This is a genomic window from Streptococcus sp. BS35b (assembly GCF_000286475.1).
GTDB lineage: Bacteria > Bacillota > Bacilli > Lactobacillales > Streptococcaceae > Streptococcus > Streptococcus oralis_W.
The window spans coordinates 1-24,331 of the sequence record NZ_ALKH01000005.1 but is presented as its reverse complement, the minus strand read 5'-3'; the positions used below and the strand labels follow the sequence as shown (position 1 = coordinate 24,331).

Here is a 24,331-nt window from a genome sequence, read left to right as displayed (position 1 = left end):
ACACCAGCTGTAAATGGACCTGGGAAATTGGCTTTGTCAAGGTAGCTAGCTGGGACATCTACTGTATCTTTGGTATTGTCAGCCACACCTTTTGGGACTTCAGCTGGAGTGGTTAAGCCATTCAAATTAACAGTCAAATCTTTAGTCGCCACGAGGTTAGTCAAGTCAGGTTTGCCATCTTTCGCACCGTACACCTTGATGGTTGCCTTATAACTTTGAGTTCCATTTTGTTTCAAGAGGTCAAGCAGCTCTTTATCTGATTTTCCTTGGGTGCCTGCCAAGTCTACTTCGTAGAAGTAAAGGCCTTTGCCCAATTTCTCTACTGGTGGGAGAGCTGGATTTTTAGCCGTTCCATTGTCGGACCACGGAGCCTTATCAGAGGCCTTCAAGATAAGACGAGTCAACATGCCATCACCAGCGAAGAATTCGTATGGAATGACTTGGTTGACACCGGCTGTAAATGGACCTGGGAAATTGGCTTTGTCAAGGTAGCTAGCTGGGACATCTACTGTATCTTTTGTATTGTCAGCCACACCCTTTTGCACTTCAGCTGGAGTGGTCGCTGGTTGCGCTTCACTGGCTTCACGGTCTTGTCCAGAAACTGTAGACGCAGGACTTTCCACAGGTTTAACTGCATCTTCTGTTTGTTTCTTAGAGTCAGGTTGTGCTTGCACTTCTTCTTTTGGCGCTACTGCTGGCTCTTTAGCAGTTGCATCCGCTTTTTCTGAAGAGCTTGTCGTATCCACACTTGCTTTAGGCGTTGGAACAGACTGCTCTGAAGGAAGAGCTACATCGACTGCTTTTTTGAGAATCTCTGCTGGTAAGTCGCTCTTTTCACTCACCGAAGTTGCGTCTGGCACGACTTGGGCAGGAGTCGGATTGACGATATCAGCGCGTGCAGAACTTGGTTGACCGACTAGGACAAAGAAGCCACTAGCCACAACAACTGAAGCAACACCGACACTGAGACGGCGAATTGACCAACGAGTATATCTCTGATTTGGATTGAATTTCATAGGATTCTCCTTAGAGTTTTTCTTTATTTGATGGCTCTAGTATAATCTCCTAAAATTAAAAAGGATTAAGAAAAAGTTAAAATTTTTCTTAAATCCCTCTTATAAAATACTTATATTGATTCATTAATCATTGGGGAAGAAAACAACCCTTCCTCTCCTACTCACTAAGCTCTGTTAGAGTATCCAAATGTTGGTTATTAATCACCGCCATGATATAGGCGCCTGACCGTAAAAGGTCATCGGGTCCGAATTGAACATCCAGAGGAGCATTTTCGTAGGCACGAAAGCCAAGTACGTTGAGGTTGTATCGCCCACGCAAATCCAACTGACTGAGGCTTTTACCTACCCACGATTGAGGGATTTTCATCTCGACAATCGATACATTCTTGTCCAGCTGAAAGACGTCTACGCTGTTATGAAAGAGGATGGTCTGCGCCAATGAGCGCCCCATTTCAAACTCTGGTGAGATGACTGCGTCTGCCCCGATTTTTTCTAGAACCTTTTTAGCTGTATGACTTTTGACCTTGGCAATGACGGTCGGTACTCCTAGACTCTTGCAGTGCATAACCGCTAGAACACTGGACTCCAAATTTTCACCCGTTGCGACAACTACGGTATCACAGGTGTCAATCCCCGCTGACAGAAGGAGTTCTTCATCCGTGATATCTCCAACTACCCCACGCGCCAGCACAGGTTCAAATTGATTAATGCGTTCCTCGTGGTCATCAATAGCAATGATATTCATGTCATGCTTGGCTAGGGCTGCCAAAACACTGCTCCCAAAAATTCCCAAACCTAAAATTCCAATTGTCCGATCTGACATCGTTCTTCCTTTCTTATCCGATAGTGATATCTGCTTTCATATAGTGAATCGTATCTTTCTTGTCTGGCTGGTATTCTGCTACACTGACCAGTAGTGTCAAGGGACCAATACGGCCGATAAACATCAGCAACATAACGATACTGAGGGCTATCTTGCCTAGCTCTGGTGTTAAATTTGCCGTCACCCCAACTGTCGCAAGGGCTGAAATGGTCTCAAACATGAGGTAGATAAAGCGCGGATTTCCCTCTGCTGTTATCCCTAGTAGGATCAAGCCCAGCAAGAATGTTAGCAAGAAGATAATAAAGACACTGAAAGATTTTTGCACGGTTCGGGGTTCAATAGTCCTCCGAGCCACATTGGCATGAGGCAAGCCCAATAGTTCGCTACGAGCGAAGACCAACAGGACAAAGAAGGTCGTAATCTTGAGCCCCCCTGCTGTCCCTCCAGGCGCCCCTCCTAGAAACATCTGTAGGATATAGATGAACAAGGTAACTGGTCGAGCCTGGGTGTAGTCAATGGAAGCAAAGCCTGCCGTTCTCATACTGACGGTCTGGAAAAAACTAACCAGCAATTTCTCTGGAGCGCTGAGATTTCCAATCGTTCCAGGATTGTTCCACTCAATTAAGAGAGTCGATACGGTTCCAAAGAGCAGAATTCCCGCCGTTAAAAAGAGAACCAACTTGGTATGGAAACGCAGGCGGCGTTTTTTCTTTTTCCCAATCTGGGTCGCTAGGTCAAACCAGACCATAAATCCTAGACCACCCGTGATAATCAAACCTGCAATCACTAGATTGATCAAGGGGTCCGTTTGAAAGGCTACCAAACTCGTACTTCCAAAATTATCAAATCCAGCATTACAGAAAGCTGAAACAGCCAAAAAGACTGAGGTTAACACCCCTCGTCCCCAGCCAAATTCCGGAATAAAGCGGAAACTCAGGAGAAAGGCACCGAGCCCTTCTACCAAAAAAGTCGTCAAAAAGATCGAGCGGATAAAGTCCTTTAAGGACTGGGTTTCTCCATAACTGAAACTTTCTTGAATGGCCTCCCGACCACGAAGACTGAGCTTTTGCTTGCCTTGGATATAAAAGATTCCGATAAAGGTCATGAGACCCAAACCGCCAATCTGGATCAAGAGCATACAGATCAACTGGCCCCAGATATTGTAAGTAGAGGCTACCGGCTGGGTAAAGAGCCCTGTCACACAGACCATGGACACGGTCGTAAAGAGATGGTCAAAGTAGGTCGCTTGTGACGTTGTTGCCTGCACAAAGGGAAGGCTTAAAAGGAGCGAGCCCAAGAAGATAACTAAGGCAAAACTTAAAAAGATGCGACGGGCTGGTGATAACCGAGACAGCGTCGTCTTGATTTTTTCCAAAAAAGATTTGAATAACATAGCTACATTCTACCATAAAAACAGTCAGAACACTCACATGTGGTGCACAATGGCAAGACAGAGTTCGAGTGCCTTGTCAAAAGCTTCAGAGCCCCAATCACGACTGTCGTAGTTGTCTAGATCCGCCAAGGAATCTGCGGTAAAGAGCAATCCCCCCCAGACAACCCTACGTAGCTGAGCTACTGCCGCAAGAGCAGAACACTCCATCTCCACAACAGCACAGCCTTCTTCCTTACGATAAGCAACCTTTTCAGCCGTCTCTCGGTAAAAACCATCTGTCGTCCAGGTCATGACTTCCTCGTAAGGGATGCCTCTTTGCTCCAAGATTTGCTCAATGGCAGAGATAGCCTCAAGCTGCATCTCCATATAACGAGAAGGCGCTGCATAGTGGTAGCTGGTCCCCTCATCTCGCAAAGCGCGAACAGGGACGAGAAAGGCATTCTCCTCTATATCGGCTAGGACACCACAGGTTCCAGTGGAAATGATTTGCTCCACACCATAACCAATCAACCAATCCATAAACTGGGCCGCTGGGGCAGAGCCTACGGGCGCCTGGGCCAGACAAATCTCCTCGCCCTTGTAGTTGAGGACGTAGACTGGATACGTCTTGGTGGCCGAAACGAACTCACCAACACAGTCCGCCCCTACTTCCTGGGCATAGCGGTCAATCTCCTCCTCCAAAAACGCATAGATGCACTTCTTTGGCAACTTTAAATCTAGCCCCTCATGTGTTGGCATAAGGACCGCTTGGGGGTTGTCATCAAACTCTAAAATGGGAATCGCATGTTTCTGAATCATAGCCCACCTCCTGTAATTTTGTACTATTGTATCAAAAGCTGACGGAGTGTCAAGGAGTTGATGTGGGAGGTCTATTTTAGTTATAAGCTCTGCCACATTTTCACCAAGCTCTAATCCAAGCTGAATATACTCCTGTGGGTGATTATATCTGCGAGGTCATCCAGGAGCAGCACCGCGATATGTTCATCCGGATGCAAGTTCAGATATAGGGATAAAAACGTCTAGACGTAATCAACCTAATTAATTTTCAAATAATAGTTCAGCAACCAACCTCAGAAATTTTTAGAAAAATCCTTTATCCTAGTATATTCTAGAAAGCAACTATCATAAAGATTATCTGGATTAAGAAGCGTCCTTCTAATAAGTCCAACAAGATAGCCACCATCTTCACCTTAAGTATATTTTGAGATTCTCAAAAATGATAGAAACAATTTCCTAAAAGCAGAAAATAGAATAATAAAAAAGTAGCCCTTAAGCATATTTGATAGCTACTTTTTATTGTTTAGGCAGATTTATTTCGTTACTCAATCAAATAATTCTTAAATATCTCCACCAATTCCCTTGAATTTTTCAACAAAACGACTGATCTTTTGAAAAACGGTTTGTTTTTTTGTACGATATTGTGGATTCAGTGGGCTCATTTTCGGCAGAGCTTCATTCAAATCATTCCCATTTTCACTAGCATACTCACGCTTCAACGAAGCTTGTATGTAGCGCTTAGCACTTTGTTCATTTAATCCCTCAATCTGTATCAACTCATCCGCTTCCCTTTTCTGCTCACCTTGCGCAAAAATAAAGAACTGTTCAATGATATCTGATTTATCAGCAAAACTATCTAAGTCACTGTCATGGATGAAAGCAACTATCAGATCTTCCTTAGCTCGATTGCCAAGACTTGCTCGAATCGTCCGAGTAATTTCCGAAACAAGTTCATCCTTATTTGAAACCTTTTTATTAGTCTCAAAAATTAGCTCTAAGATATAGTCTAGATTGATTTCTTGGGATTTTAGTAATTCAACTTCAAAGACAATCGAATCCCAATCAACTTTAGATTCGTTATCTTCCCGATTACGGCGTTCATTCTCATACCATGACTTAATGTCATTATAGGTTGAACGGTAGTCTTGAATTTCCCTAGTACTTGGGATGTCTAACCTAGATAACTCCTCCAGAGTTTCATCGTCCACATGGAAACGTTCCTTAAAGGCTTCTACAGCCTTATCATCTGAGATATCAAGTTCTTGTAAAGCTCGTAGACTCATGAAATCATCGTAGTTTTGTAAGATATTATCTAAACGAAGAAATTGACCAAACAACGAGACAAATTCTTTCTTATCACGCTCTTTAATGATAGCTTGCGGGTCCGGAAACTTTTCTTGTAACTCCTGAACAACGGCCATATAACCCTTTTGCTCTTCACCGGCCTCCGTAAAGCCTGTCATATACTCTTGATAAGAACGTTCGAGCAAGACTTCTGCTGTCTCAGTCTTTCCAAATAGCTTAATAGCATCAGTTGTAGCCTTCTCTAAATCCCGGAAGGTTACAATATTCCCAAATGACTTGGTAGCATCATAAATTCGATTGGTGCGTGAAAAAGCTTGGATTAAACCATGATATCTCAAATTTTTATCCACAAATAAAGTATTTAAAGTCGGTGCATCAAAGCCAGTCAAGAACATCCCAACTACAATTAAGAGATCCACTTCCCGATTTTTGACGCGTTTAGCCAAATCACGATAGTAATTCTGGAAATCATTACCGTTAATCGTAAAATTAGTGCCAAATAACTGATTATAATCAGCTATACAGCTACTCAAAAATTCTTTACTACTAATATCCGCTAAATCTTCCGGTGAAAAGCTCTCATCATCAATTTCACCAATAGCCACCTGAGACTCATTCACAGCATAGGAAAAGATAGTCGCAATCTTCAATGGTTTTTCAGAATCTTTTTGCTGATTTTGCAACTCTTGATAGTAGGCTTTTGCTGCATCAACACTTGAAACAGCAAACATAGCATTGAAACCTTTACCAGTTAATCGATGCGTTTTTTGATCAAAATGATCTAAGACATACCTAGATATCTCAGCGATTCGAGTCGGATGAAGCAGTGCTTTTTTATTTTCAGCTGCAGACAATTTGGCCAAGTCCTGCTCGCTTTCAATTGACTTAAACTTCGGACGAACGTCGTTATAATCCACCATGAACTTCAGAACTTTTTGATCTCGAATCGCATCAGTTAGCACATAGGCATGTAACTCACGACCGAAAACAGATGCCGTTGTCTCGGAACCAAGCGCATTCTCTACCTTAATCGGTGTACCCGTAAAACCAAACTGGCAATATTTCTTAAATTTCTGTCTAAGACGCTTTTGCGCTTCACCAAACTGAGAACGATGACATTCATCAAAAATGAAAACCACTTGCTTTTGATAAATTTCATGCTGGCTCTCACTGCTCATAAAATTGTTAAGCTTCTGAATGGTCGTCACGACAATTTTATTATCATCCTTCTCGATATTGCGTTTGAGTCCTGCAGTGCTATTTGAACCGTTGACTGAGTCAGGTGAAAATCGCTGGTACTCTTTCATAGTCTGATAATCCAAGTCCTTGCGGTCCACCACAAAGAAAACCTTATCCACTTCTTCCATCTCAGTAGCAAGTCTAGCAGCTTTAAAACTTGTCAGGGTCTTCCCTGAACCGGTAGTATGCCAAATATAGCCACCTGTATCAGGACCGCTTTTGATTTTTGAAGCAATAGCTGAACGTATCTTCCAGATGATTCTCTCAGTTGCCGCAATCTGATAAGGACGCATGATGAGAAGAGTGTCATTAGTATCAAAGACAGAATAATTTATCAAGACATTTAACAAGGTCTGTTGACTTAAGAAAGTTGCTGTAAAGTCCTTCAAGTCCTTAATAGGATTATTATTTTTCAAAGCCCAGTTCATGGTGAACTCATAAGAATTCTTATCTCGCTTGGTCGTATTAGCAAAATACCGAGTATCCGTTCCGTTTGAGATGATAAAAATCTGAAGGTACTTAAAGAGAGAATTCTCCTCATTGAAACTCTCTTTACTATATCTGTGCACCTGATTAAAGGCCTCTCGAATCGCAACTCCGCGTTTTTTAAGCTCAATTTGTACCAGAGGCAATCCATTTACCAGCAAGGTCACATCATAACGATTGCTGCTGATACCAACTTGCTTCATTTGATTAATGACTTGCAGTTTATTTCGACTAATATTTTTCTTATCCCATAAATAGATATTCTGGATATGCCCATCATCAAATATAAAATCATAAATATAGTTATCATGAAGTTTTCTGGTACGATCAATCAAACTGTCACTGGGTTTATTGAGGTACTCATCCAAGAAGCGCAACCACTCAGCATCTGTAAAAACCACATTATTCAGAACTTCCATCTGGGTCTTGAGATTAGCCAAAAGCGCCTCTGGGGTCGTCAAATAAGTAAGATACTCGTATCCTTGCTGGCGCAAGTCAGCAATCAGCTCCTTCTCCAAGTCCGCCTCTGTCTGATACTGACTAGGCTGTTCTAGCTTGGTATACTTTTCTAAAATGATAAAATTATCTGACTCAACAATAGCTGTAGTGAATGTACTTTCAGACATAATTACTCCTTATAATTGCAAGTGCTCTCTAAATGCTGTAACAGGTTTTTTAAAAGCGCAGTTTCTGGGAGGGTTACTAGTTCATCTTCCTCGGTTGATACTTTAGAATGACTAGAAATATTTAATATCCTTGACTCATAGTTACTAAAACTTCCTTCATTATCACGTGGCAATAAATCCTGCCATTTTTGATAACCCAGGAAAGTTGCTGTTTTCTCGTAAAGATTTCTTAAAAAATTAAAATGATATTTATAAACCAAATTGTCTTCTATAGCTTTATGTAATGATTTTCTTAAAAAATTATGATAAGCAAAAGGAGAGTCATCCGGTTGAGGTATCAGCTTATATGATCCATCTTCTAATTTTTCAAATCTAAATCTACTACTATCAGGAACTTTTCGGGTGTCAATATAGGTTCTATTCTCTCCAGTTTCTTCGTCAATAGCTCGCTTACTATATCTCTCATTCCTTTTAATATTTTTTAACTCATTATATAAGACGTTATAGAATAAAGGATTGTGAGTTGTTATTATAAATTTAAGATCAGACTTACTCGTTCTAATTAATTTACCTAAATTTGATGCAACCTCTATCAAGTGGTTTTCATCTAATGATGAAACCGGGTCATCAATAAATACATACTCTAAATCATCAAACTCTCTAGTACTACGTTCATCAGGTTCTAGTATATCAAGCTCACTAATAACTAGCTCTAGCAATGTATAAAAAATAGACCAAATAAAATTGCTCTCTTCACCTTTGGATAACTTAATTTGTTCGTTTAGTCTATCCTCACCATCACCACTTTGAATAGTGAAAAGAATATGACCATCTGACAAAAGAAATGAAGGTGTCATTTTATCATTTGTATAATGCTGAAAATGCGAAATAATATTCTGATCCTGTCCCTGCTCTTGAATAATCCAAGATATAAAAGAATTTTGCTGAATCTTCAGTTTAAAATCTCGATTGCTGTCAAGATCATTATCCCAATAGAACAAGTCCTCAGTAAAAGCATTATAATAAAGAATCTTATCTCTCGTAAGACCGCCTTCTTCAGCTTGAAACAACCTAGCAAACTCTTTAGAGAGTCTGGTCTTACCTGTCCCATTAAAGGCGTAGATCAGCTGAACTTTTTTGTCTGAAGCTTTTAACTCTTGTGCAATATCACTTAGCGCTTTTGCCATATCCCTTTCCTATTCTTTTCTATAAATCAAAATTTAGCAATTGTTCCCGCCAGTATTCATACTGTTTCTGTCTTAGTTCGATTTCTTTTGGAAGACCCTCAGAAAGAGAGTTGGTTAAAGTATTGAAATTGTCAAGAATGGAGACGATTCTTTCTTGTTCTGTAAGGGACGGGAGAATGATTTGAAATTTTTCTATATCCTTCGAATTGATACGAATAACTTTTGTGCCCGTCACCTTTCTTTCCTTTTGAGTTTGAAAAGAAGTAGATCTCAGCCAATAATTTAAGTAACGGGAGTTTTGGGTAGTTTGAATGATATAACTATCTCCAGAAATACCGATCTCTTCTTTTCCTTCCCAAACAATTGCTTTTCCAACATCTTCAACATTCTCAGATGTAGTTGCCATTACCAAGTCATTTGGTTGTGCTTTTTTTAACTTTTTGAACACTATTTCACTAGTTTTTGAGAGAGTTTCAGAGACTGAAAAATCGTATTTAGTGTAAATTTGTCCGTAGTGGATAACAGATTTCCCGATTTCGGTAAAATCTTTCTTCTGAAGTCCATTCCCTCTTACAAAGTCACAAACGGCTCCCAACTCCACTCGAATTGGGCCAAATACCCACTGTAAAAGTTTGATAATTGCAGAGTTGTCCCACTCCTCTACTCTACTCTACTCTCAGAGTACTCGCCTTCGGCGACGAATGTCAAGAGTTTTTCTCTAAAATATTCATACTGTTTTTGACGAAGGTCAATCTCCTTCGGAAGTCCGATGTTGAGGTCATGACAAACCATATCGAAGTTGTCTAGAACTTGAACAATGCGAGATTGAATTTCGAGGGAGGGAACTGGGATTTTGAATTTTTCAGTATCATTACTAGAAATTTGTGGCATCTGCATATTATTAGCGATGTTTTGAAAATGTTCTTTATTATGAACTAAGTAATGATAAATATATCTTAAGTTGATATTTTCATTGTCTGAACTGTATGACCAAAATTCATTTTTAAAACTAAATGGTTCTGTACAGTATTCAAAATCAATAATTCCACGAGATTTTACAACAATTGCCTCTTCTGTATGAATATCTTTATCGGGAATATCTCCATAGTTCACATCAGCGTAAGTCTTTCCTCCTGCAAAGATACGGATTGGCGCACTATCTTTGTGAAGTAATTTCATCTGACTAGCTGTAATTTTAGTTCCTTTTCCTTTTTTAAGACATTCGTTCAACTTCTTCCACTCAACCTGATAGACCTCATCCTCAAATGATAAAAGTTTATCTCGATAAAAGGAATATTGCTTTTTACGTGAGGTCAATTCTGAGGTCAATTCTGAGGTCAATTCTGTAACATACTCAGTGAATTTGTCAAGTATTTGCACGATTTTTTTTTGAATTTCTAGGGGAGGAATTGGAATTTTTATACTTTTTAGATTCTTTTGATTAAGCTTAGGAGGTGTCCCTCTAACAATATCAGAGACATCAGTTTGACTCAATACATAATACACATATTTCAATAAAGCATATCCTGGTACTTCACCTAAAATATGCGCATGATTATTAACCCAAATTTTACCTATCACCCAGTGTAATATAGGTGAATTATCATTTTTTATTACACTCCCATCTTCTCCCATTAAAATAAAAGTGCCGTCAAAAATCCAATCTTTGACATAATCTTGAATTCCATTAGCTCCATAATAAGGAATATCACCCGGAATTCTTTGACTTTTTGTTATTGGGCGTCTTAAACTATCCAAAACTTCAACTACTTCCCCCAACTCTTTCCACTCAACGGGACAGTTTTGGATTTCTTCTAGGATATTCATCAGTTACCTCCTTCCTTGGCTAGATTTTCAATGCTTTTAATTTCCTTGAGGTAATCTTTTTCAACTTGACTAAGGGTCTTGGCTTGGTATCTCTTATATTCCTTATCTACCTTCTGCTTCATCTGTTCACGAGAGATCGAACCACTGTTATCCAGCAAGTCTTCTCCAGTAGCCTGAAGGATACGATCTACATGTGTCACCCAGTCCGCCATAGTCATGACTTCTTCTCGCTCTGCCTGTCTTTCAGCAAAGTCTAGATATCCTGATACAAGCTGATTAAGCCCACGGAGTTCCTTTTCTGTCAGATAGTTCTTGGCAACTTTTGCTTCAGATAGAGTAGGAAGGTCTCCCTTAAAAGTGGTTAAGCCCATAAACTCCTTTTCACTATCAACACGGTTATAAATGAGTTCACTCGCAGTATTGTGGTGAATGGCATAATGCATCTTGTTTTGCACCGTCGCAAAGAATTTCTTTGCCTCTGGTGAGTTTGCATTGTAGTCACTTGATGTCGCAAAAAGATCTAAAACCTGACGGTAAAAGACTTTTTCACTTGAGCGAATGTCTCGGATTCTTTCCAGGAGTTCTTTAAAGTAAGAGCCTCCACCCAAGTTTTTCAAGCGCTCATCATCCATAGCAAAGCCTTTGATCAGATACTCTTTCAAGACTGTCGAAGCATAGTGTCTAAACTGGATTCCACGAGGGGAGCGCACACGATAGCCAATTGCCAAAATCATGTCGAGATTATAGTAGGCGACTTTTTTTGACTGAGTTTTACCAGCTATTGCACCGTGACGAGTGGTTGTCAACTGATAGTTGACAACCACTGTTTCATCCAATTCACCATCTTCAAAAATCGCCTTGATATGTTTACTAATGTTTTGCTTGGAAGTTTGAAAGAGCTCAGCTAGTTCTTGTTGAGTCAGCCAGACCGTTCCATTATCCAAGTGGAGTTCAATAGCGGACTCTCCGTCATCAGTTCTATAGAGAATCACATCATTTGCCATGGCTCAATTCCTCTACAATCTTATCTATCTCCATACGCAAGTGGTCAATCTTGGCAACAGTCTCAGCGATTTCTTTATTGAGCACATCAATATCAATCTTCTCACGTGTGTCTTCTTTTTCTACATAAGTGGACACTGAAAGATTATAATCTGCTTCTGCTACTTTTTCTTGTGCCACCATACAAGAAAAGTAATCTTCGTTTTCTTTCTTTTCAACACTGTCTAAGATTTTTTCGATATTCTCTTCTGTCAAGACGTTATTATTAGTTTCTTTCTTGAACTGCTTACTTGCATCAACAAAGAGGATATCCGTCGTTGGCTTATTCTTTGCCAAAATCAGAATACAGGTCGCAATGGAGGTCCCAAAAAAGAGATTGTCTGGTAGCTGAATAACCGCTTCAACAAAGTTATTGTCTACTAGATATTGACGGATTTTTTGCTCAGCACCTCCCCGATAGAAAATACCTGGGAAAGTTACGATTGCAGCTCGTCCCTTATTCGACAAGTATGACAGGCTATGCATAATAAAAGCAAAATCAGCCTTAGATTTAGGCGCTAATACACCCGCAGGGGCAAAGCGGTCATCGTTGATGAGCGTCGGATCATCGCTTCCTATCCATTTGATAGAGTATGGTGGATTTGACACAATAGCATCAAAAGGCTTATCGTTTACATGCTTAGGATCAAGTAAGGTATTGCCACGCTCAATGCTAAACTTATCATAATTGATATTGTGTAAAAACATATTCATTCGAGCTAGGTTATAGGTGGTCATATTAATTTCCTGACCATAAAATCCATCTTCAATTATGTGCTCATTAAACTGCTTTTTAGCTTGCAGAAGCAACGAACCCGAACCACAGGCAGGATCGTAAATTTTATTGATTTTATTTTTTTCATTCTTACCCAGCATAACAATCCGCGCCAAGAGTCTCGATACACTTTGCGGTGTAAAAAATTCTCCACCAGATTTCCCAGCGTTAGAAGCATAATTAGAGATTAGATACTCATAAGCATCCCCAAAGAGATCAATATGGTTATCTTCAAAGTTTCCAAAATCAAGACTTGCGATTCCTTCAAGAATCAGAGTCAAGCGCTGATTTCTCTCTGGAACCGTACTACCTAACTTGTTACTTCTGGTATCTACATCATCAAAAAGACCCTTAATGTCATGTTCACTCGCATAACCAATCGCACTAGACTCAATATCATCAAAGATATCTTTTAAATCTGTATTTAAGTGCTCATTTTGACGAGCAGTTTTGACAACATTGGAAAACAACTGCGAAGGCATAATAAAATAACCTTTGGTTTTAATGGCATCATCTCGAACTTCAGGTGTAATTAAATCTTCAGAAATCTCTTCATAGTTAATTGATTCATCGCCACCTTCGATATAGGTTTTGAAATTTTCACTAATAAAGCGATAAAATAGAATTCCCAAAATATACTGCTTGAAGTCCCAACCATCTACTGCACCACGAACTTCATCAGCAATTTTCCATATCTTTCTATGTAGCTCTTGCCTTTGTACCTGTTCTGACATCATATTTCCTCATTAACTTTTTATTCTTCTTATTATATCATTTTTCTCATTATTTAATTCCGTTAGAGTAAATTTATCAAGAGTTTTTATCAAGCTAACTATCATCTTATTGATTACCAATCAAAAATCTACTTAGGCCTCAACAATAAAATTGAAACTACTAATCATTAGATAAACTATCTTAAATCGATTTACAAGCATAAAAAAGAACATCCCGAAGGATGTTCCATGTAAATATAGCAACTCTCTCGAATTAAAATTTACTAAATTGTGATGCTTTACGAACTTTCTTGAGACCTGATTTTGGGAGATTTCTTCGCTTTCAACCAAGGACTAAATAAAATGGGCGACCAAGCGCTCCCTTCTAAAATTCACCCTGAACATTTTATATTTGCTGGGGTGCACGGTGGACAGGAAGTGATGAAGTTGATTGGAGAGTACGGACAACTAACTTATCAAAAAATCTTTATCAGTCTAGATGCTGAAAAACCAGTCATTCCTGATGCTGATACAAAAATTTCTATGGCAGGTGATACAGCTACTCTCATGTCCGATCCAAGCCTTGATATCAAGATGTATGGCATGCACTAGTTCAAGATGAAAAAAGGTAGACTTCGCATCAAATTAGGTGTCTTTTTCCCAGGAGCAGCTCCAAGCGAGATGGTACTCGGTCACCACGAACACCTAGCAGTTGAATTTTTCAATTCCCTCACGATTGCCTATCAAAACAAAACATTTAAGGGCAAACTACTCAACACCCTCTTAAAATTCAAGTAAACAAAAACGGGTGACTGAACAATTTAGCCTTTGAAATCTAGGATTATAAAACCACTCGTAAACTACTAATCTATAACCGATACAAAAAGGATAACATTGCTCTTAGAATGCTATCCTTTTTTGTTTATCCTCGTCCGCCAGGGGCTGGACCGCCAGGACCACCATTTCCTTGAGGGCCTCCATTTGGTCCACCGCCTCCAGGCATAGAGTTGACGATTTCCGTTTGTTTTTCACCGTTGAGATAGATATCACCGCCTGTGTAGGTCGCTGTTCCATCAAAGTCAAAACCTGTTTGACCAATCATTTTAATGGTTCCACCTGTAACCGTGATATCCCCGTTTGAGTCGATTGGATCTGTATCCCCTTGACCAACTTCTACTGTCAGGTTCCCACCGTTCATGGTGAAGAAGATTTCACTCTGTTGGGCATTTTTATTAGCTGCATTGACTCCATCATCTGTCGCATAGACATTGATATCGCCGTCGTTTATGGTGATAGATTTTCCTTCTATCCCTTCTGTTGAATTCTTAACGGTATAGGTACCGCTATCAATCACTAGGTTACCAGAAGCGTGAATTCCATCATCTCCTGCTGTGACTGTTATGGTATTGTTAGCCAAATACATATTGCCGACAGTCATATCGTCATCATTGTCGACCTTGACCCCATCTTCTTTGGCGTCGATAGTCATGGTCGTACCAGTGATGTTGAGTTCATCATTGACATTAAAGGCATCGCCAACTGCTGTGATGTTATAGGTTCCACCCGTGATGTGAAGGGTGTCGTTAGCCTTGATACCATTGTTTTTCTTGCCATCTACATTGAGAGTTCCTTTCCCGTTGATGGTCAAATCCACCTTAGAAAAGAGAGCTGCATCTGCTTTTTCGTCGCTGTTAGAGCTTGAGTCAGAGAGACTGTTGGTGGTTCCCTCTGCTAGAGTCAAGTAGACGTGGCCGGCTGATGTCGCAGATATCGCTGCATTGGTATTGGTCATGGTCGCACCTTTTAGGACTAGATGAACATCTGCCGACTCATCTGCCTCGACCTTGATCTGCACTCCGTCAGACTGACCTGAAATCACATAGGTTCCAGATTTTGTAATGGTCACTGTTGATTCAGAGACTGTCACCCCATCTCCAGAGACGTTTGCTGATGAGCCAGATAGTTCAATCTTAGAAGCTGTACTTTCATCATAAGAAGTATCATAGTCCTTCTCTGTAAAATAGGAAGATTGGTTTGTCTTTGTTGCAGTTGTTGTGTCACTATTTGTCGTTGCATTGGTATTAGATGTAGTTGTTGACTGGGCACATGCTGCCAGCAGCACCATTGCCGTTAAACTCGTTGCGAGTAGGGTCCATTTTTTTGATTTCATACCTTTTTCCTCTCCTTCGTATGATATAGCTAGACAGTCTACAGAAGATTCCTGAAACGAAACTAAAACTTTTCTGAAAGTTTCCTTAAATTTAGTTTCGCTTAGTATTCTTTTGAAAGGGCTACTAGAAACAATTTGAGAGTACTAAAATGCATTAATAGTTTTTAAAAGCAACATCCCTCAGTGCGATGTTTCCTTGACTAAAAAAGCCAAAAAGAAGAAAAATCTATAAGACTAAAGCTCATAAAAAGAACAGCCGAGGCTGTTCTTTTTAGTTTTCTTTTACTGGGATTTCCTTGATAACACGCGCAGGATTCCCACCTAGGACAACATTGTCTCCAAAGGACTTGGTGATCACGGCCCCTGCTCCAGCGACTACGTTATTTCCTAGTGTCACTCCAGGAAGGACGATGACGCCACCTCCAGCCCAGAAATTATCTCCAATGGTGATGGGCTTGCCGTATTCGACCCCTGAATTGCGTTCATGAGGATCCAGTGGATGGAGTGGGGTTAAAAACTGACAGTTGGGGCCAAGCATGGCATTGTCCCCGATGCGAATCGGACAAACATCCAGCATGGTCAAGTTCCAATTAGAATAAAAATTTTCCCCTAGATGGATGTTGACCCCATAATCGACCACCAAGCGTGGATTGACATAGAGATTTTGCCCAGTTGAGCCAAACCAAGTCTTGATAATATCCGCTCCCTTCAAGGGATCTTCTTCCTTGTTAAAGGCAGCCTGTTTCTGACGTGCTGTCTGAGCCAAGGCCCGTAACTCTGGGTCAAATGGATGATAGAGGTCTCCTGCTATCATTTTCTGGTATTCACTGGTCATCTTAACACCTCATACTTACTTTGGACCCATCATATCAAAAAGCCTTTGAAAGGTCAAGAATAGCCTGCTTTCTGGACTCTCGAAACTAATTCCCTCCCAAGTCAAAACAACTTGCTTGACAAAATGTTGACTTCATGGTTTAATATACCCCATAAGGGTATATTTGGAGGTGCCTATGTTTCACTTATTTACAAAAATCGACAGTATTTCTACCAGCGAGTTAGAAGCTAAACTCAAGGAACCGATTCAACTACTGGATGTTCGGACGCCTACGGAATTTCACAGAGGTCATATCAAAAATGCCAAGAATGTTCCTTTAACTGAAATCGGTTCTTACACACCTGCGACAAAAGAAACACTTTATGTCATTTGTCATTCTGGTGTGCGAAGCAAACTAGCCGCTAAAAAGCTTAAGAAAAAAGGCTACGATGTCATCAATGTCCGAGGCGGTATGAGCGCTTGGACAGGCAAGGTCATCTAGAAGTATAAAGGAGAAAGTCAATGAAAATTATCATTGTCGGAGGAGTTGCAGGCGGTATGTCAGCAGCAACCCGCCTCAGACGTCTCATGGAAGACGCTGAAATCACTATTTTTGAGAAAGGTCCCTTTGTTTCCTTTGCAAACTGCGGACTTCCTTACTATGTTTCAGGAGAAATTGCAAACCGTGATAGTTTATTGGTTCAAACTCCTGAAAGTCTCAAGGCACGCTTTAATCTGGATGTTCGTCCTTTCCATGAGGTCATCAGCATTTCGCCAGCAGAACACACTGTGACGGTGCGGCACGATGGGCAGGAATTCACAGAAAGCTACGACAAGCTGATCCTCTCTCCAGGAGCTAAACCGTTTGTTCCTGCCATTGAAGGTTTGGCAGAAGCTAATAATGCCTACACGCTTCGCAATGTTCCCGATCTCGATGAAATTATGGCGGCCTTGGACAATCATCCAAAAGAAGCTGTCGTCATCGGTGCAGGCTTTATCGGGCTTGAAATGGCTGAAAATCTGGCGAAACGGGGCTTGCAAGTCACCATCGTGGAGAAAGCACTTCATGTCTTGCCACCATTAGATCACGAAATGGCGGCCTTTGTCCAAGCAGAATTGGTCAAAAACGGCATCCGCGTTATCACTTCCCAGTCTGCGACTCGATTTGAAGGCCAGGGAAAAGTCATCGTTCTCGAAAACGGTCAAAAGATCACTTCTGACCTCACCATCCTTTCTGTCGGTGTTGAACCTGAAAATGGACTGGCTAAGGCTGCGGGGATTGAACTGGGACTACGTGGCGGTATCTTAGTCGACGAACACTACGAAACCAGTCAAAAAGATATTTTTGCGGTTGGGGATGCCATCGTCGTCAAGCAAGAGATTACAGGCCAAGATGCCCTCATCTCTCTAGCCTCTCCTGCCAACCGTCAAGGACGCCAAGTGGCGGACGTCATCGCAGGACTCGGTCGTACAAACAAGGGCAGCATCGGCACTGCTATCGTTCGTGCCTTTGACATGACCGCTGCTTCGACTGGTCTCAGCGAGCGTACTCTTCGTACCAACCAAATCCCATATAAAGCCCTTCATGTCAGTGGAAAAGACCACGCTGGTTATTATCCAGGCGCTACTGATATGACCTTGAAACTCCTCTTTGACCCAACCACTGGAAAAATCTACGGTGCCCAAGGAGTTGGGAAGAAAGGTGTTGATAAGCGAATCGATATCCTGGCAACTGCTATCAAGGGAAATCTCACTGTCTTTGACTTACCAGAATTGGAGTTCACCTATGCACCACCATTTGGCTCTGCTAAGGATCCCGTCAACATGCTAGGCTACGCGGCCTTGAACCTAATCGAAGGTTTAAGCGACAATATTCAATGGTACCAACTAGAAGACGAACTGGACAAGGGCAAGAAATTCCTAGATGTACGGACAAGTGGCGAATTCCAAAGCGGTAGACTCAAAGTCGATACCATCCACATCCCCCTAAACGAACTACGGGAACGCTTGGACGAACTGGATAAGAACCAAGCCTATATCGTCAGCTGCCACAGCGGTTTGCGTAGCTATATCGCAGAGCGTATCCTCAAACAAGCAGGATTTACCATCCAAAACCTTGACGGCGCTTATTCCCTATACAAAATGGCTAAACCAGAAGGAGTTGAATATGGAAACTAGTATCAGCATGGCTGACTTTTATGAAAAATACCAACATGAAAATCTAAATCTTATCGATGTACGTGAAGTACATGAATTCCAAGCAGGACATGCACCAGGTGCAAAAAATCTGCCTTTAAGTACCTTGGAGCAAGGCTACAAAGAACTCAAACCTGACCATGAATACCATGTCATCTGTCAAGGTGGAGTACGTTCTGCATCTGCCTGTCAATTTCTCAGCGCCCAAGGTCTCACCGTTATCAACGTAGAAGGTGGTATGAATGCTTGGCCCGGTCAAGTAAAATAAGCAAAAGAAGCTGAGCAACAACTCAATTTCAGGAGAAAATGAAGTAATACTCAATGAAAATCAAAGTGCAAACTAGGAAGCTAGCTGCAGGCTGTACTTGAGTACGGCAAGGTGAAGCTGACGTGGTTTGAATTTGATTTTCGAAGAGTATAAATCTCCCCACAATAAAACGCATACTATCAAGGTTTTTCAACACCTGATAGTATGCGTTCTTTTATTTTAAAGACTTTTTCCAGCCTCTCTTGATTCACATTAAACTATTCTATCTGATAGTAGGTATGCCTTTGCAACTATCGTCTCAAAAAATTAGTTCATTTCCGTTTAATCAAGTAGCGGATGGCCTTTTCTAGGCGTTCCTTTTGAGCCTCGGGATCATCTAGTGGTTGGTTGATGCAGGCGGTGAGATTTTCCGTAATCATCATCTCAATCACGCGCTCAACACTCGATTTCACTGCTGTCAATTGCGTCACAATATCAGCGCAGTCACGATCTTCTTCAATCATCTTTTGAATCCCACGCAACTGGCCCTCTGAACGTTTCAAGCGTGTTATATACTTTGAGTTTGTCATTTCTTTTTCCTTGCTCGATTTTTCTTCATTATATCTCGAATAAGGGGCTTTGTCAAAATTCTCATCCCATCTGTCTTTGTAGGAACTTATCTCATATCTGTGTTTTCATGATATAATAGTAAAAAACTGTTCAGAATGGACGTGCTTATGAATTCTATCTATGGTAGCTGTGAGGCCTATTTACCCACCATCTTGCAAACCTTTATTCAAGACATAGAAGAGGCCGCAGCCAATTACAAAAAAGAAACCAACCTCAAACTATATGAGCATTTGCATGCGCGCATCAAAACAGAAAAAAGCATGCGTGAAAAATGCCAACGCAAGGGCTTTCCTCAGACAAGTCAATCCGCTCTTAAAGAAATACGAGATGCTATTGGCGTTCGAATTATCACAGGCTTTACAGATGATATCTACCGCATCGTAGAGTATATTCGCCAGATGCCAAGCATCCATATTTTCAAAGAGAAAGACTATATCCGTCAGGTCAAACCCAACGGCTACCGTTCCTATCATCTGATTCTAGAGGTGACCACTCCCTACCCAGACTGTCTGGGAAATGATCAGGGTACCTATTTTATCGAGATTCAACTGCGCACAATTGCCATGGATTCCTGGGCTAGCCTCGAACACCAGATGAAATACAAGAAAAACATCCAAAATCCTGAGCGAATCACGCGCGAGCTCAAACGCTGTGCCGATGAGCTTGCTTCTTGTGACTTGACCATGCAGACCATCCGTGATTTGATTCAGCGCTCTGATCAAGACTAAGGAGAACCTATGAAAATCCTACTTGCCGAAGATGAAACCCAACTAAACCGTGTTATCACTGTTGCGTTAGAACGCGAAGGCTACAGCGTTGATTCTGTTTTTAACGGACAAGACGCTGTCGAAAAGGCTAAATCTAACCACTATCACCTCATGATTTTTGACATTATGATGCCAATTAAAACTGGAATCGAAGCCCTCAAAGAAATTCGCCAGGCAGGCAATACGACTCACGTTATCATGTTGACAGCCATGGCCGAAGTGGACGACCGCGTAACCGGACTCGATGCAGGTGCTGACGACTACTTGACCAAACCCTTCTCTCTCAAAGAACTTCTGGCCAGACTCCGTTCTACTGCCCGCCGTCTGGAGGACTATACCCCAGATACAATCCAATTAGGAAATACCCGCTTGGATATTGACGAACAAGAATTAGCTGCTACAAACAGCATTCGTTTGGGGAAAAAGGAGACCCAACTCTTGACTCTCCTCATCCAGCACGCTAACCAACCCCTCAGTTGTCAACAACTTCTAGAGCAGGTTTGGCCAGACGAGCTGGAAGAACAGGATCACGAGCTCGTCTTTCTCTATATCTCCTACCTACGCCAAAAACTCCAAAGTGTCCAGTCTAGCTTACAAATACTTGGGGCTGCAGAAGGACCCTTCCAATTGACAGGAGGTGACTAGATGTTTCGAAAACTTCGTATCAAATTTATCGCAACGGCCACTCTTGCCATTGCTCTGATTCTAACCTTCTTTCTAGTCTTGATGAATAGTATCGTCTACACTCAGACGGAGGGTAACATCCACACCGTCCTCTCTATCTTAACCAAGAATGAGGGCGAACTTCCTATTACAGACGAAATCAAGGAAAGTCTGACTGAGAAAAATATCCAAGAAGGAATTGTCTACAATTTTCAATACTTCTCCGTCAGAGAAAAGGAAAATGACTACGCCATCTCCCTCACAAATGTCCAGTCCTTAACTGAGGCTGAAGTCAAAAGTTTTCTCCCGAACATCCTCAAAAAGCAAGAAACTTATGGTTCTATTACTCATAAGGGACGCTATTTTACCTACCAAGTGAGCCAATCTACGACTGGGAAACTACTGGTCTTCTTTGAGACGACTAACTATATCCGAGAACGAGATACCTTACTTCAGGTCTCTATCTGGCTGGCCTTGGCTAGCTTACTCCTCCTCATACTGCTCTTCACCTTGATTTCAGGGATTGTCATTCGTCCTTTTATCAAAAACTATGAAAAACAACGGATGTTTATCACCAATGCAGGGCACGAACTCAAAACGCCTCTAGCCATCATTTCGGCCAATACCGAACTACAGGAGTTAATGGAGGGAGAGACTGAGTGGAGTATTAGCACTAAAGAACAGACGGAACGACTCAACCACCTGATTGGAAGACTCATCCGACTTGCTCGGCTCGAGGAGCAAGAGGATATCAAACTAGCTCCTCAAAATATCTCCGTTATCGCTGAAAAGGTTGCCTCAGATTTTGCTCCTCTCTTTACCAAAGAAGATAAAAAATTTGAAAGTTCTATTGAAGCAGACGTTGTAGAAAAAGTAGCCCAAGAAGAATTTTATGAGCTTCTTAGCATCCTTCTTGACAATGCCCGAAAATACTGCGATCCCGCTGGAGCGATTCGCTTGACGCTCCAACGCAAAAATTACCTACTACGCAAACGAACTTGCATCACTATTTCTAATGATTATAAGGATGGACAAGCAGTTAATATTAAGCGTTTCTTTGATCGCTTTTATCGTGCAGAGACCTCTCACAACAACCAAACCATATCTGGACACGGAATTGGTCTCTCTATGGCTCAGCATCTCGTTAGCCTATTTAGAGGTAAAATATTTGTCACCTACAAAAAACAGGTGATTACCTTTACAGTCTGGTTATAGCTATAGCTCTTTTACTCTTTATCATTTCATAAAAAGCGAACAAGTTCGCATTCTAAAAACAGAATACGAGCTTGTCCGCCTTTTTCTATGTCTCTAAAATAAATAATGTGTTTTCCTCGTCTCATCGTGCCAAGCGAATGCGGGTCACAATCCCATCTGGGTCTACAAGATCCAGTTCACTCGAATTTAGCCACTTGATTGGTGCTTCTAGCTCTTGTGCTTGCTTAACGATGTCCAAGAGTTCTTCCTTGCTTTCGACCTCAAGGACATAGTAGGCCAAGCCTGGTAAGCCTTGCTCACGCGGAGCCAGCCCTTTTCCAGCCCATTCGTTGACAGCCAGGTGGTGATGGTACTTCCCAGCTGCTATCCAACTAGCACTAGGAATGCTAAATTTATCCTCTAGCCCTAACGCCTTTTGATAAAACTGGCTCGCCGCACGACTATCCTTAACCGATAGATGGATATGCCCCATTCTCGTCCCTTCAGCTAGGATAAAGGGATCCACCTTTTCCCCTAACTCATAGATGTCCTGTGCCGCAAGGGCTTCGGTCACACCGATAATACGACCGTCTTCTCGAATATCCCATGAAGACACTGGCTTATCACGGTAGAGTTCAATGCCATTTCCTTCCAAATCCTCTAGATAAATGGCCTCACTGTATCCATGATCCGCACCCCCGACCAGAGGAATCCGCAGGTCACTTAGGTGCTTCAAGACATCTGCCAAGGCTTTTCGTGTCGGCAACAAAATCGCCAGATGGTAGAGTCCATAATATTCCCTTACTTCCCCTGTCTTTTCTGCCTGAATCAAGTGAACCAAGGCTTTTCGACCAAGTCCCAAAATCGCTTCTGTCTCTGTTTGGGATAAAATCTCCAAGCCAATAATCTGGTGATAAAAAGCCGTTTGACTTGTCAAGTCCTTGACATTTAAAACCGCCTCTGCTAGGTAAATGTGGCTTTGGTATGCATAAGTCATAGGGTGTCTCCTTTCGCCTGTTGTAACTTTGTTAATTACATCAATTATACACTATTGAAATAAAATGTCAACGAAGACAACTCAAAAGAGCTGGAAACCAGCTCTTCTTTTTATTTTACAACAAGCTCGTAGCGAGTTTTGCTGGTAAAAGTTTCCCCTGCTTTGAGAATGACTTGGTCTTTGAGGTCACTGTGAATGGCATCTGGTAAAGCTTGCGCTTCAAGGGCAATCCCATTGTGCTGTACCATTGGTTGGCCTCCGATGAGCACACTCTCATCCACAAAGTTTGCTGTGTAGACCACAAAGCAAGGGGCCTCTGTCTTGAACAGCAGGAAACGACCTGAGTTCTGATCATAAAGGAAACCAGCATTGTCATGACCGGCAGGGAGGGCAAATGGGTGATCTAAACCAGATACCAACTGGATTTGCTCATCTTCCTCTGCAAAGATATCCTTCAACAAAGCACCATTGTAGATATGTTTAACCACATCACGAGTAGCATCTGGAGTCTTAGCCGGAACACCGTCCGGAGCGATTAGGTAAATGCCCTCCGTATTTAGCTGGAAGACATGGCGGTCAACTGTCTGCGTGAAATCACCAGACAAGTTGAAGTAGCTGTGATTAGTTGGATTGACCAGCGTATCCTGATCTGTCGTCACCTTATAGCTGACTTCGTAGGCACCAGTTTCTTCCAAGTAGTAGCTGATCCAGATCTTGAGATTACCAGGAAATCCTCCTGTCCCGTCTGTACGCTCGGTGTAGAGGGTCAAGCCATGGTCGCTCACCTCGACCAATTCAAACAAGCTCGCAGCCCAACCTGTTGAACCACTGTGGTTACAGTTGCTAGCGTTGTTGACTTCAAGATTATAGGTCTGACCATTGAGCTCAAATGTTGCACCTGCAATACGGCCCGCTACAGGACCTACACTTACTCCATGCTTGGGACTATTGCCTACATAGCTATCAAAATCATCAAAGCCCAAAATCACATTGGCAAAATTCCCAGCCTTGTCAGGCGTGACATAGCGCAAGATGGTCGCACCATAAGTCATAACTTCAAGCTGGTAACCACCATCAGTCTCAAAGCGATAGGCCAAGACATCCTTGCCCTCATGATTTCCAAATACACGTTCTGTGTATGCTTTCATTCTTCTCTCCTTTGATCCATTTCTCTCAAGTAAACAAACCATAGAAAGTGTAGTCACCATCTATGGTTGTAGTTTCTATTTTCAGAATCCTTTGTCAGAAAACCTTAAGTATCTTCTTAACAAAAAGGAATTCTTCTATTCTTGTTTTTATGCTTCTACACGTTCAGTCCATGAAGTCGCTGTTGTTTGGAGAACTTTGTTGAGTTCATCAATGTTCTCAAATCCAGTTGTGCGTAGCCATTCACGAGCTGCTGCTTCACCGTCTTTGATGTAGGCTTCAACTGATCCAGCCCATGT

At 41.6% G+C, this 24,331-nt stretch carries 23 protein-coding genes and 2 pseudogenes; 9 read left to right on the top strand and 16 right to left on the bottom strand.

Annotated elements, in window-relative coordinates:
• The 4 genes from HMPREF1149_RS07235 to HMPREF1149_RS07220 all read right to left on the bottom strand — a co-directional run.
• A partial coding sequence (locus tag HMPREF1149_RS07235) for an SSURE domain-containing protein (protein ID WP_000671336.1) occupies positions 1 to 1,016 on the bottom strand: 1,016 nt, incomplete at its 3' end.
• Positions 1,017 to 1,173: 157 nt separating this feature from the next.
• Positions 1,174 to 1,839 (bottom strand): potassium channel family protein, encoded by a 666-nt coding sequence (locus HMPREF1149_RS07230; protein WP_001283882.1) that lies wholly within the window; start codon positions 1,837 to 1,839, stop codon positions 1,174 to 1,176.
• A gap of 13 nt (positions 1,840 to 1,852) precedes the next feature.
• Positions 1,853 to 3,232, bottom strand: a complete 1,380-nt coding sequence (locus tag HMPREF1149_RS07225) for a TrkH family potassium uptake protein (protein ID WP_000897933.1) — start codon at positions 3,230 to 3,232, stop codon at positions 1,853 to 1,855.
• 33 nt (positions 3,233 to 3,265) lie between these two features.
• Positions 3,266 to 4,030, bottom strand: coding sequence for a nucleoside phosphorylase (locus HMPREF1149_RS07220; protein ID WP_000615023.1), 765 nt, complete (start codon positions 4,028 to 4,030; stop codon positions 3,266 to 3,268).
• An 86-nt stretch (positions 4,031 to 4,116) separates the two neighbouring features.
• Here HMPREF1149_RS07220 and HMPREF1149_RS11455 point away from each other — a divergent pair.
• Positions 4,117 to 4,239, top strand: a pseudogene (locus HMPREF1149_RS11455) (MerR family transcriptional regulator); the annotation flags it as partial.
• 330 nt (positions 4,240 to 4,569) lie between these two features.
• Here HMPREF1149_RS11455 and HMPREF1149_RS07215 read toward each other — a convergent pair.
• Genes HMPREF1149_RS07215 through HMPREF1149_RS07190 form a run of 6 tightly spaced genes read right to left on the bottom strand, consistent with a single transcriptional unit; the run spans position 4,570 to position 13,229 of the window.
• A complete protein-coding gene (locus tag HMPREF1149_RS07215; protein WP_000004573.1) occupies positions 4,570 to 7,665 on the bottom strand; it encodes a type I restriction endonuclease subunit R in 3,096 nt (1,031 codons plus the stop codon).
• A gap of 2 nt (positions 7,666 to 7,667) precedes the next feature.
• Complete coding sequence (locus tag HMPREF1149_RS07210) at positions 7,668 to 8,852, bottom strand: AAA family ATPase (RefSeq protein ID WP_001029672.1); 1,185 nt, start codon at positions 8,850 to 8,852, stop codon at positions 7,668 to 7,670.
• A gap of 19 nt (positions 8,853 to 8,871) precedes the next feature.
• The gene (locus HMPREF1149_RS07205; RefSeq protein WP_009067436.1) at positions 8,872 to 9,453 is read right to left on the bottom strand and encodes a restriction endonuclease subunit S; all 582 of its coding nucleotides are present in this window, start codon (positions 9,451 to 9,453) and stop codon (positions 8,872 to 8,874) included.
• A 59-nt stretch (positions 9,454 to 9,512) separates the two neighbouring features.
• Positions 9,513 to 10,679, bottom strand: coding sequence for a restriction endonuclease subunit S (locus HMPREF1149_RS07200; protein ID WP_001022896.1), 1,167 nt, complete (start codon positions 10,677 to 10,679; stop codon positions 9,513 to 9,515).
• Positions 10,679 to 11,683, bottom strand: a complete 1,005-nt coding sequence (locus HMPREF1149_RS07195) for a virulence RhuM family protein (protein ID WP_001262592.1) — start codon at positions 11,681 to 11,683, stop codon at positions 10,679 to 10,681. The genes HMPREF1149_RS07200 and HMPREF1149_RS07195 overlap by 1 nt, the downstream gene beginning before the upstream one ends.
• The gene (locus HMPREF1149_RS07190; RefSeq protein ID WP_000003721.1) at positions 11,673 to 13,229 is read right to left on the bottom strand and encodes a type I restriction-modification system subunit M; all 1,557 of its coding nucleotides are present in this window, start codon (positions 13,227 to 13,229) and stop codon (positions 11,673 to 11,675) included. Before HMPREF1149_RS07190 ends, HMPREF1149_RS07195 begins: the two co-directional genes overlap by 11 nt.
• A gap of 342 nt (positions 13,230 to 13,571) precedes the next feature.
• On the opposite strand from HMPREF1149_RS07190, the gene HMPREF1149_RS07185 reads away from it, so the two are divergent.
• Both HMPREF1149_RS07185 and HMPREF1149_RS11540 read left to right on the top strand, forming a co-directional pair.
• Positions 13,572 to 13,820, top strand: a complete 249-nt coding sequence (locus tag HMPREF1149_RS07185; RefSeq protein ID WP_000502763.1) for a hypothetical protein — start codon at positions 13,572 to 13,574, stop codon at positions 13,818 to 13,820.
• A gap of 6 nt (positions 13,821 to 13,826) precedes the next feature.
• The gene (locus tag HMPREF1149_RS11540; protein ID WP_000715696.1) at positions 13,827 to 14,006 is read left to right on the top strand and encodes a hypothetical protein; all 180 of its coding nucleotides are present in this window, start codon (positions 13,827 to 13,829) and stop codon (positions 14,004 to 14,006) included.
• Positions 14,007 to 14,130: 124 nt separating this feature from the next.
• On the opposite strand, the gene HMPREF1149_RS07180 is transcribed toward HMPREF1149_RS11540, so the two are convergent.
• Positions 14,131 to 15,378 carry a carbohydrate-binding domain-containing protein gene (locus HMPREF1149_RS07180; RefSeq protein WP_000837420.1) on the bottom strand — a complete coding sequence of 416 codons (1,248 nt, stop codon included), beginning with the start codon at positions 15,376 to 15,378 and terminating at the stop codon, positions 14,131 to 14,133.
• Positions 15,379 to 15,649: 271 nt separating this feature from the next.
• Positions 15,650 to 16,213 carry a sugar O-acetyltransferase gene (locus HMPREF1149_RS07175; RefSeq protein ID WP_000200245.1) on the bottom strand — a complete coding sequence of 188 codons (564 nt, stop codon included), beginning with the start codon at positions 16,211 to 16,213 and terminating at the stop codon, positions 15,650 to 15,652.
• A gap of 175 nt (positions 16,214 to 16,388) precedes the next feature.
• On the opposite strand from HMPREF1149_RS07175, the gene HMPREF1149_RS07170 reads away from it, so the two are divergent.
• Genes HMPREF1149_RS07170 through HMPREF1149_RS07160 form a run of 3 tightly spaced genes read left to right on the top strand, consistent with a single transcriptional unit; the run spans position 16,389 to position 18,656 of the window.
• The gene (locus HMPREF1149_RS07170) at positions 16,389 to 16,694 is read left to right on the top strand and encodes a rhodanese-like domain-containing protein (protein ID WP_000468858.1); all 306 of its coding nucleotides are present in this window, start codon (positions 16,389 to 16,391) and stop codon (positions 16,692 to 16,694) included.
• 20 nt (positions 16,695 to 16,714) lie between these two features.
• Entirely contained in the window at positions 16,715 to 18,370 is a 1,656-nt protein-coding gene (locus HMPREF1149_RS07165) for an FAD-dependent oxidoreductase (protein ID WP_000691450.1), read from the top strand.
• Positions 18,360 to 18,656, top strand: coding sequence for a rhodanese-like domain-containing protein (locus tag HMPREF1149_RS07160; protein WP_000450172.1), 297 nt, complete (start codon positions 18,360 to 18,362; stop codon positions 18,654 to 18,656). Before HMPREF1149_RS07165 ends, HMPREF1149_RS07160 begins: the two co-directional genes overlap by 11 nt.
• A gap of 311 nt (positions 18,657 to 18,967) precedes the next feature.
• Here the strand turns inward: HMPREF1149_RS07160 and HMPREF1149_RS07155 are convergent, their stop codons facing one another.
• Positions 18,968 to 19,225: a metal-sensitive transcriptional regulator gene (locus HMPREF1149_RS07155; protein ID WP_000185161.1), complete on the bottom strand. Its 258-nt coding sequence runs from the start codon at positions 19,223 to 19,225 to the stop codon at positions 18,968 to 18,970.
• A 147-nt stretch (positions 19,226 to 19,372) separates the two neighbouring features.
• Here HMPREF1149_RS07155 and HMPREF1149_RS07150 point away from each other — a divergent pair, with 147 nt between their 5' ends.
• Genes HMPREF1149_RS07150 through HMPREF1149_RS07140 form a run of 3 tightly spaced genes read left to right on the top strand, consistent with a single transcriptional unit; the run spans position 19,373 to position 21,910 of the window.
• On the top strand, positions 19,373 to 19,993 hold the full coding sequence (locus tag HMPREF1149_RS07150; protein ID WP_001084934.1) for a GTP pyrophosphokinase: 621 nt from the start codon (positions 19,373 to 19,375) through the stop codon (positions 19,991 to 19,993).
• Positions 19,994 to 20,002: 9 nt separating this feature from the next.
• Positions 20,003 to 20,677, top strand: coding sequence for a response regulator transcription factor (locus tag HMPREF1149_RS07145; RefSeq protein WP_000698155.1), 675 nt, complete (start codon positions 20,003 to 20,005; stop codon positions 20,675 to 20,677).
• Entirely contained in the window at positions 20,678 to 21,910 is a 1,233-nt protein-coding gene (locus HMPREF1149_RS07140) for a sensor histidine kinase (RefSeq protein WP_000488861.1), read from the top strand.
• A gap of 121 nt (positions 21,911 to 22,031) precedes the next feature.
• Here the strand turns inward: HMPREF1149_RS07140 and HMPREF1149_RS07135 are convergent, their stop codons facing one another.
• From HMPREF1149_RS07135 to HMPREF1149_RS11325, 3 genes and pseudogenes are all read right to left on the bottom strand, one after another.
• Positions 22,032 to 22,886, bottom strand: a complete 855-nt coding sequence (locus HMPREF1149_RS07135; protein ID WP_000220452.1) for a VOC family protein — start codon at positions 22,884 to 22,886, stop codon at positions 22,032 to 22,034.
• 110 nt (positions 22,887 to 22,996) lie between these two features.
• Positions 22,997 to 24,034 (bottom strand): aldose epimerase family protein, encoded by a 1,038-nt coding sequence (locus tag HMPREF1149_RS07130; protein ID WP_000649400.1) that lies wholly within the window; start codon positions 24,032 to 24,034, stop codon positions 22,997 to 22,999.
• A gap of 147 nt (positions 24,035 to 24,181) precedes the next feature.
• Positions 24,182 to 24,331, bottom strand: a pseudogene (locus HMPREF1149_RS11325) (tagatose-bisphosphate aldolase); the annotation flags it as partial.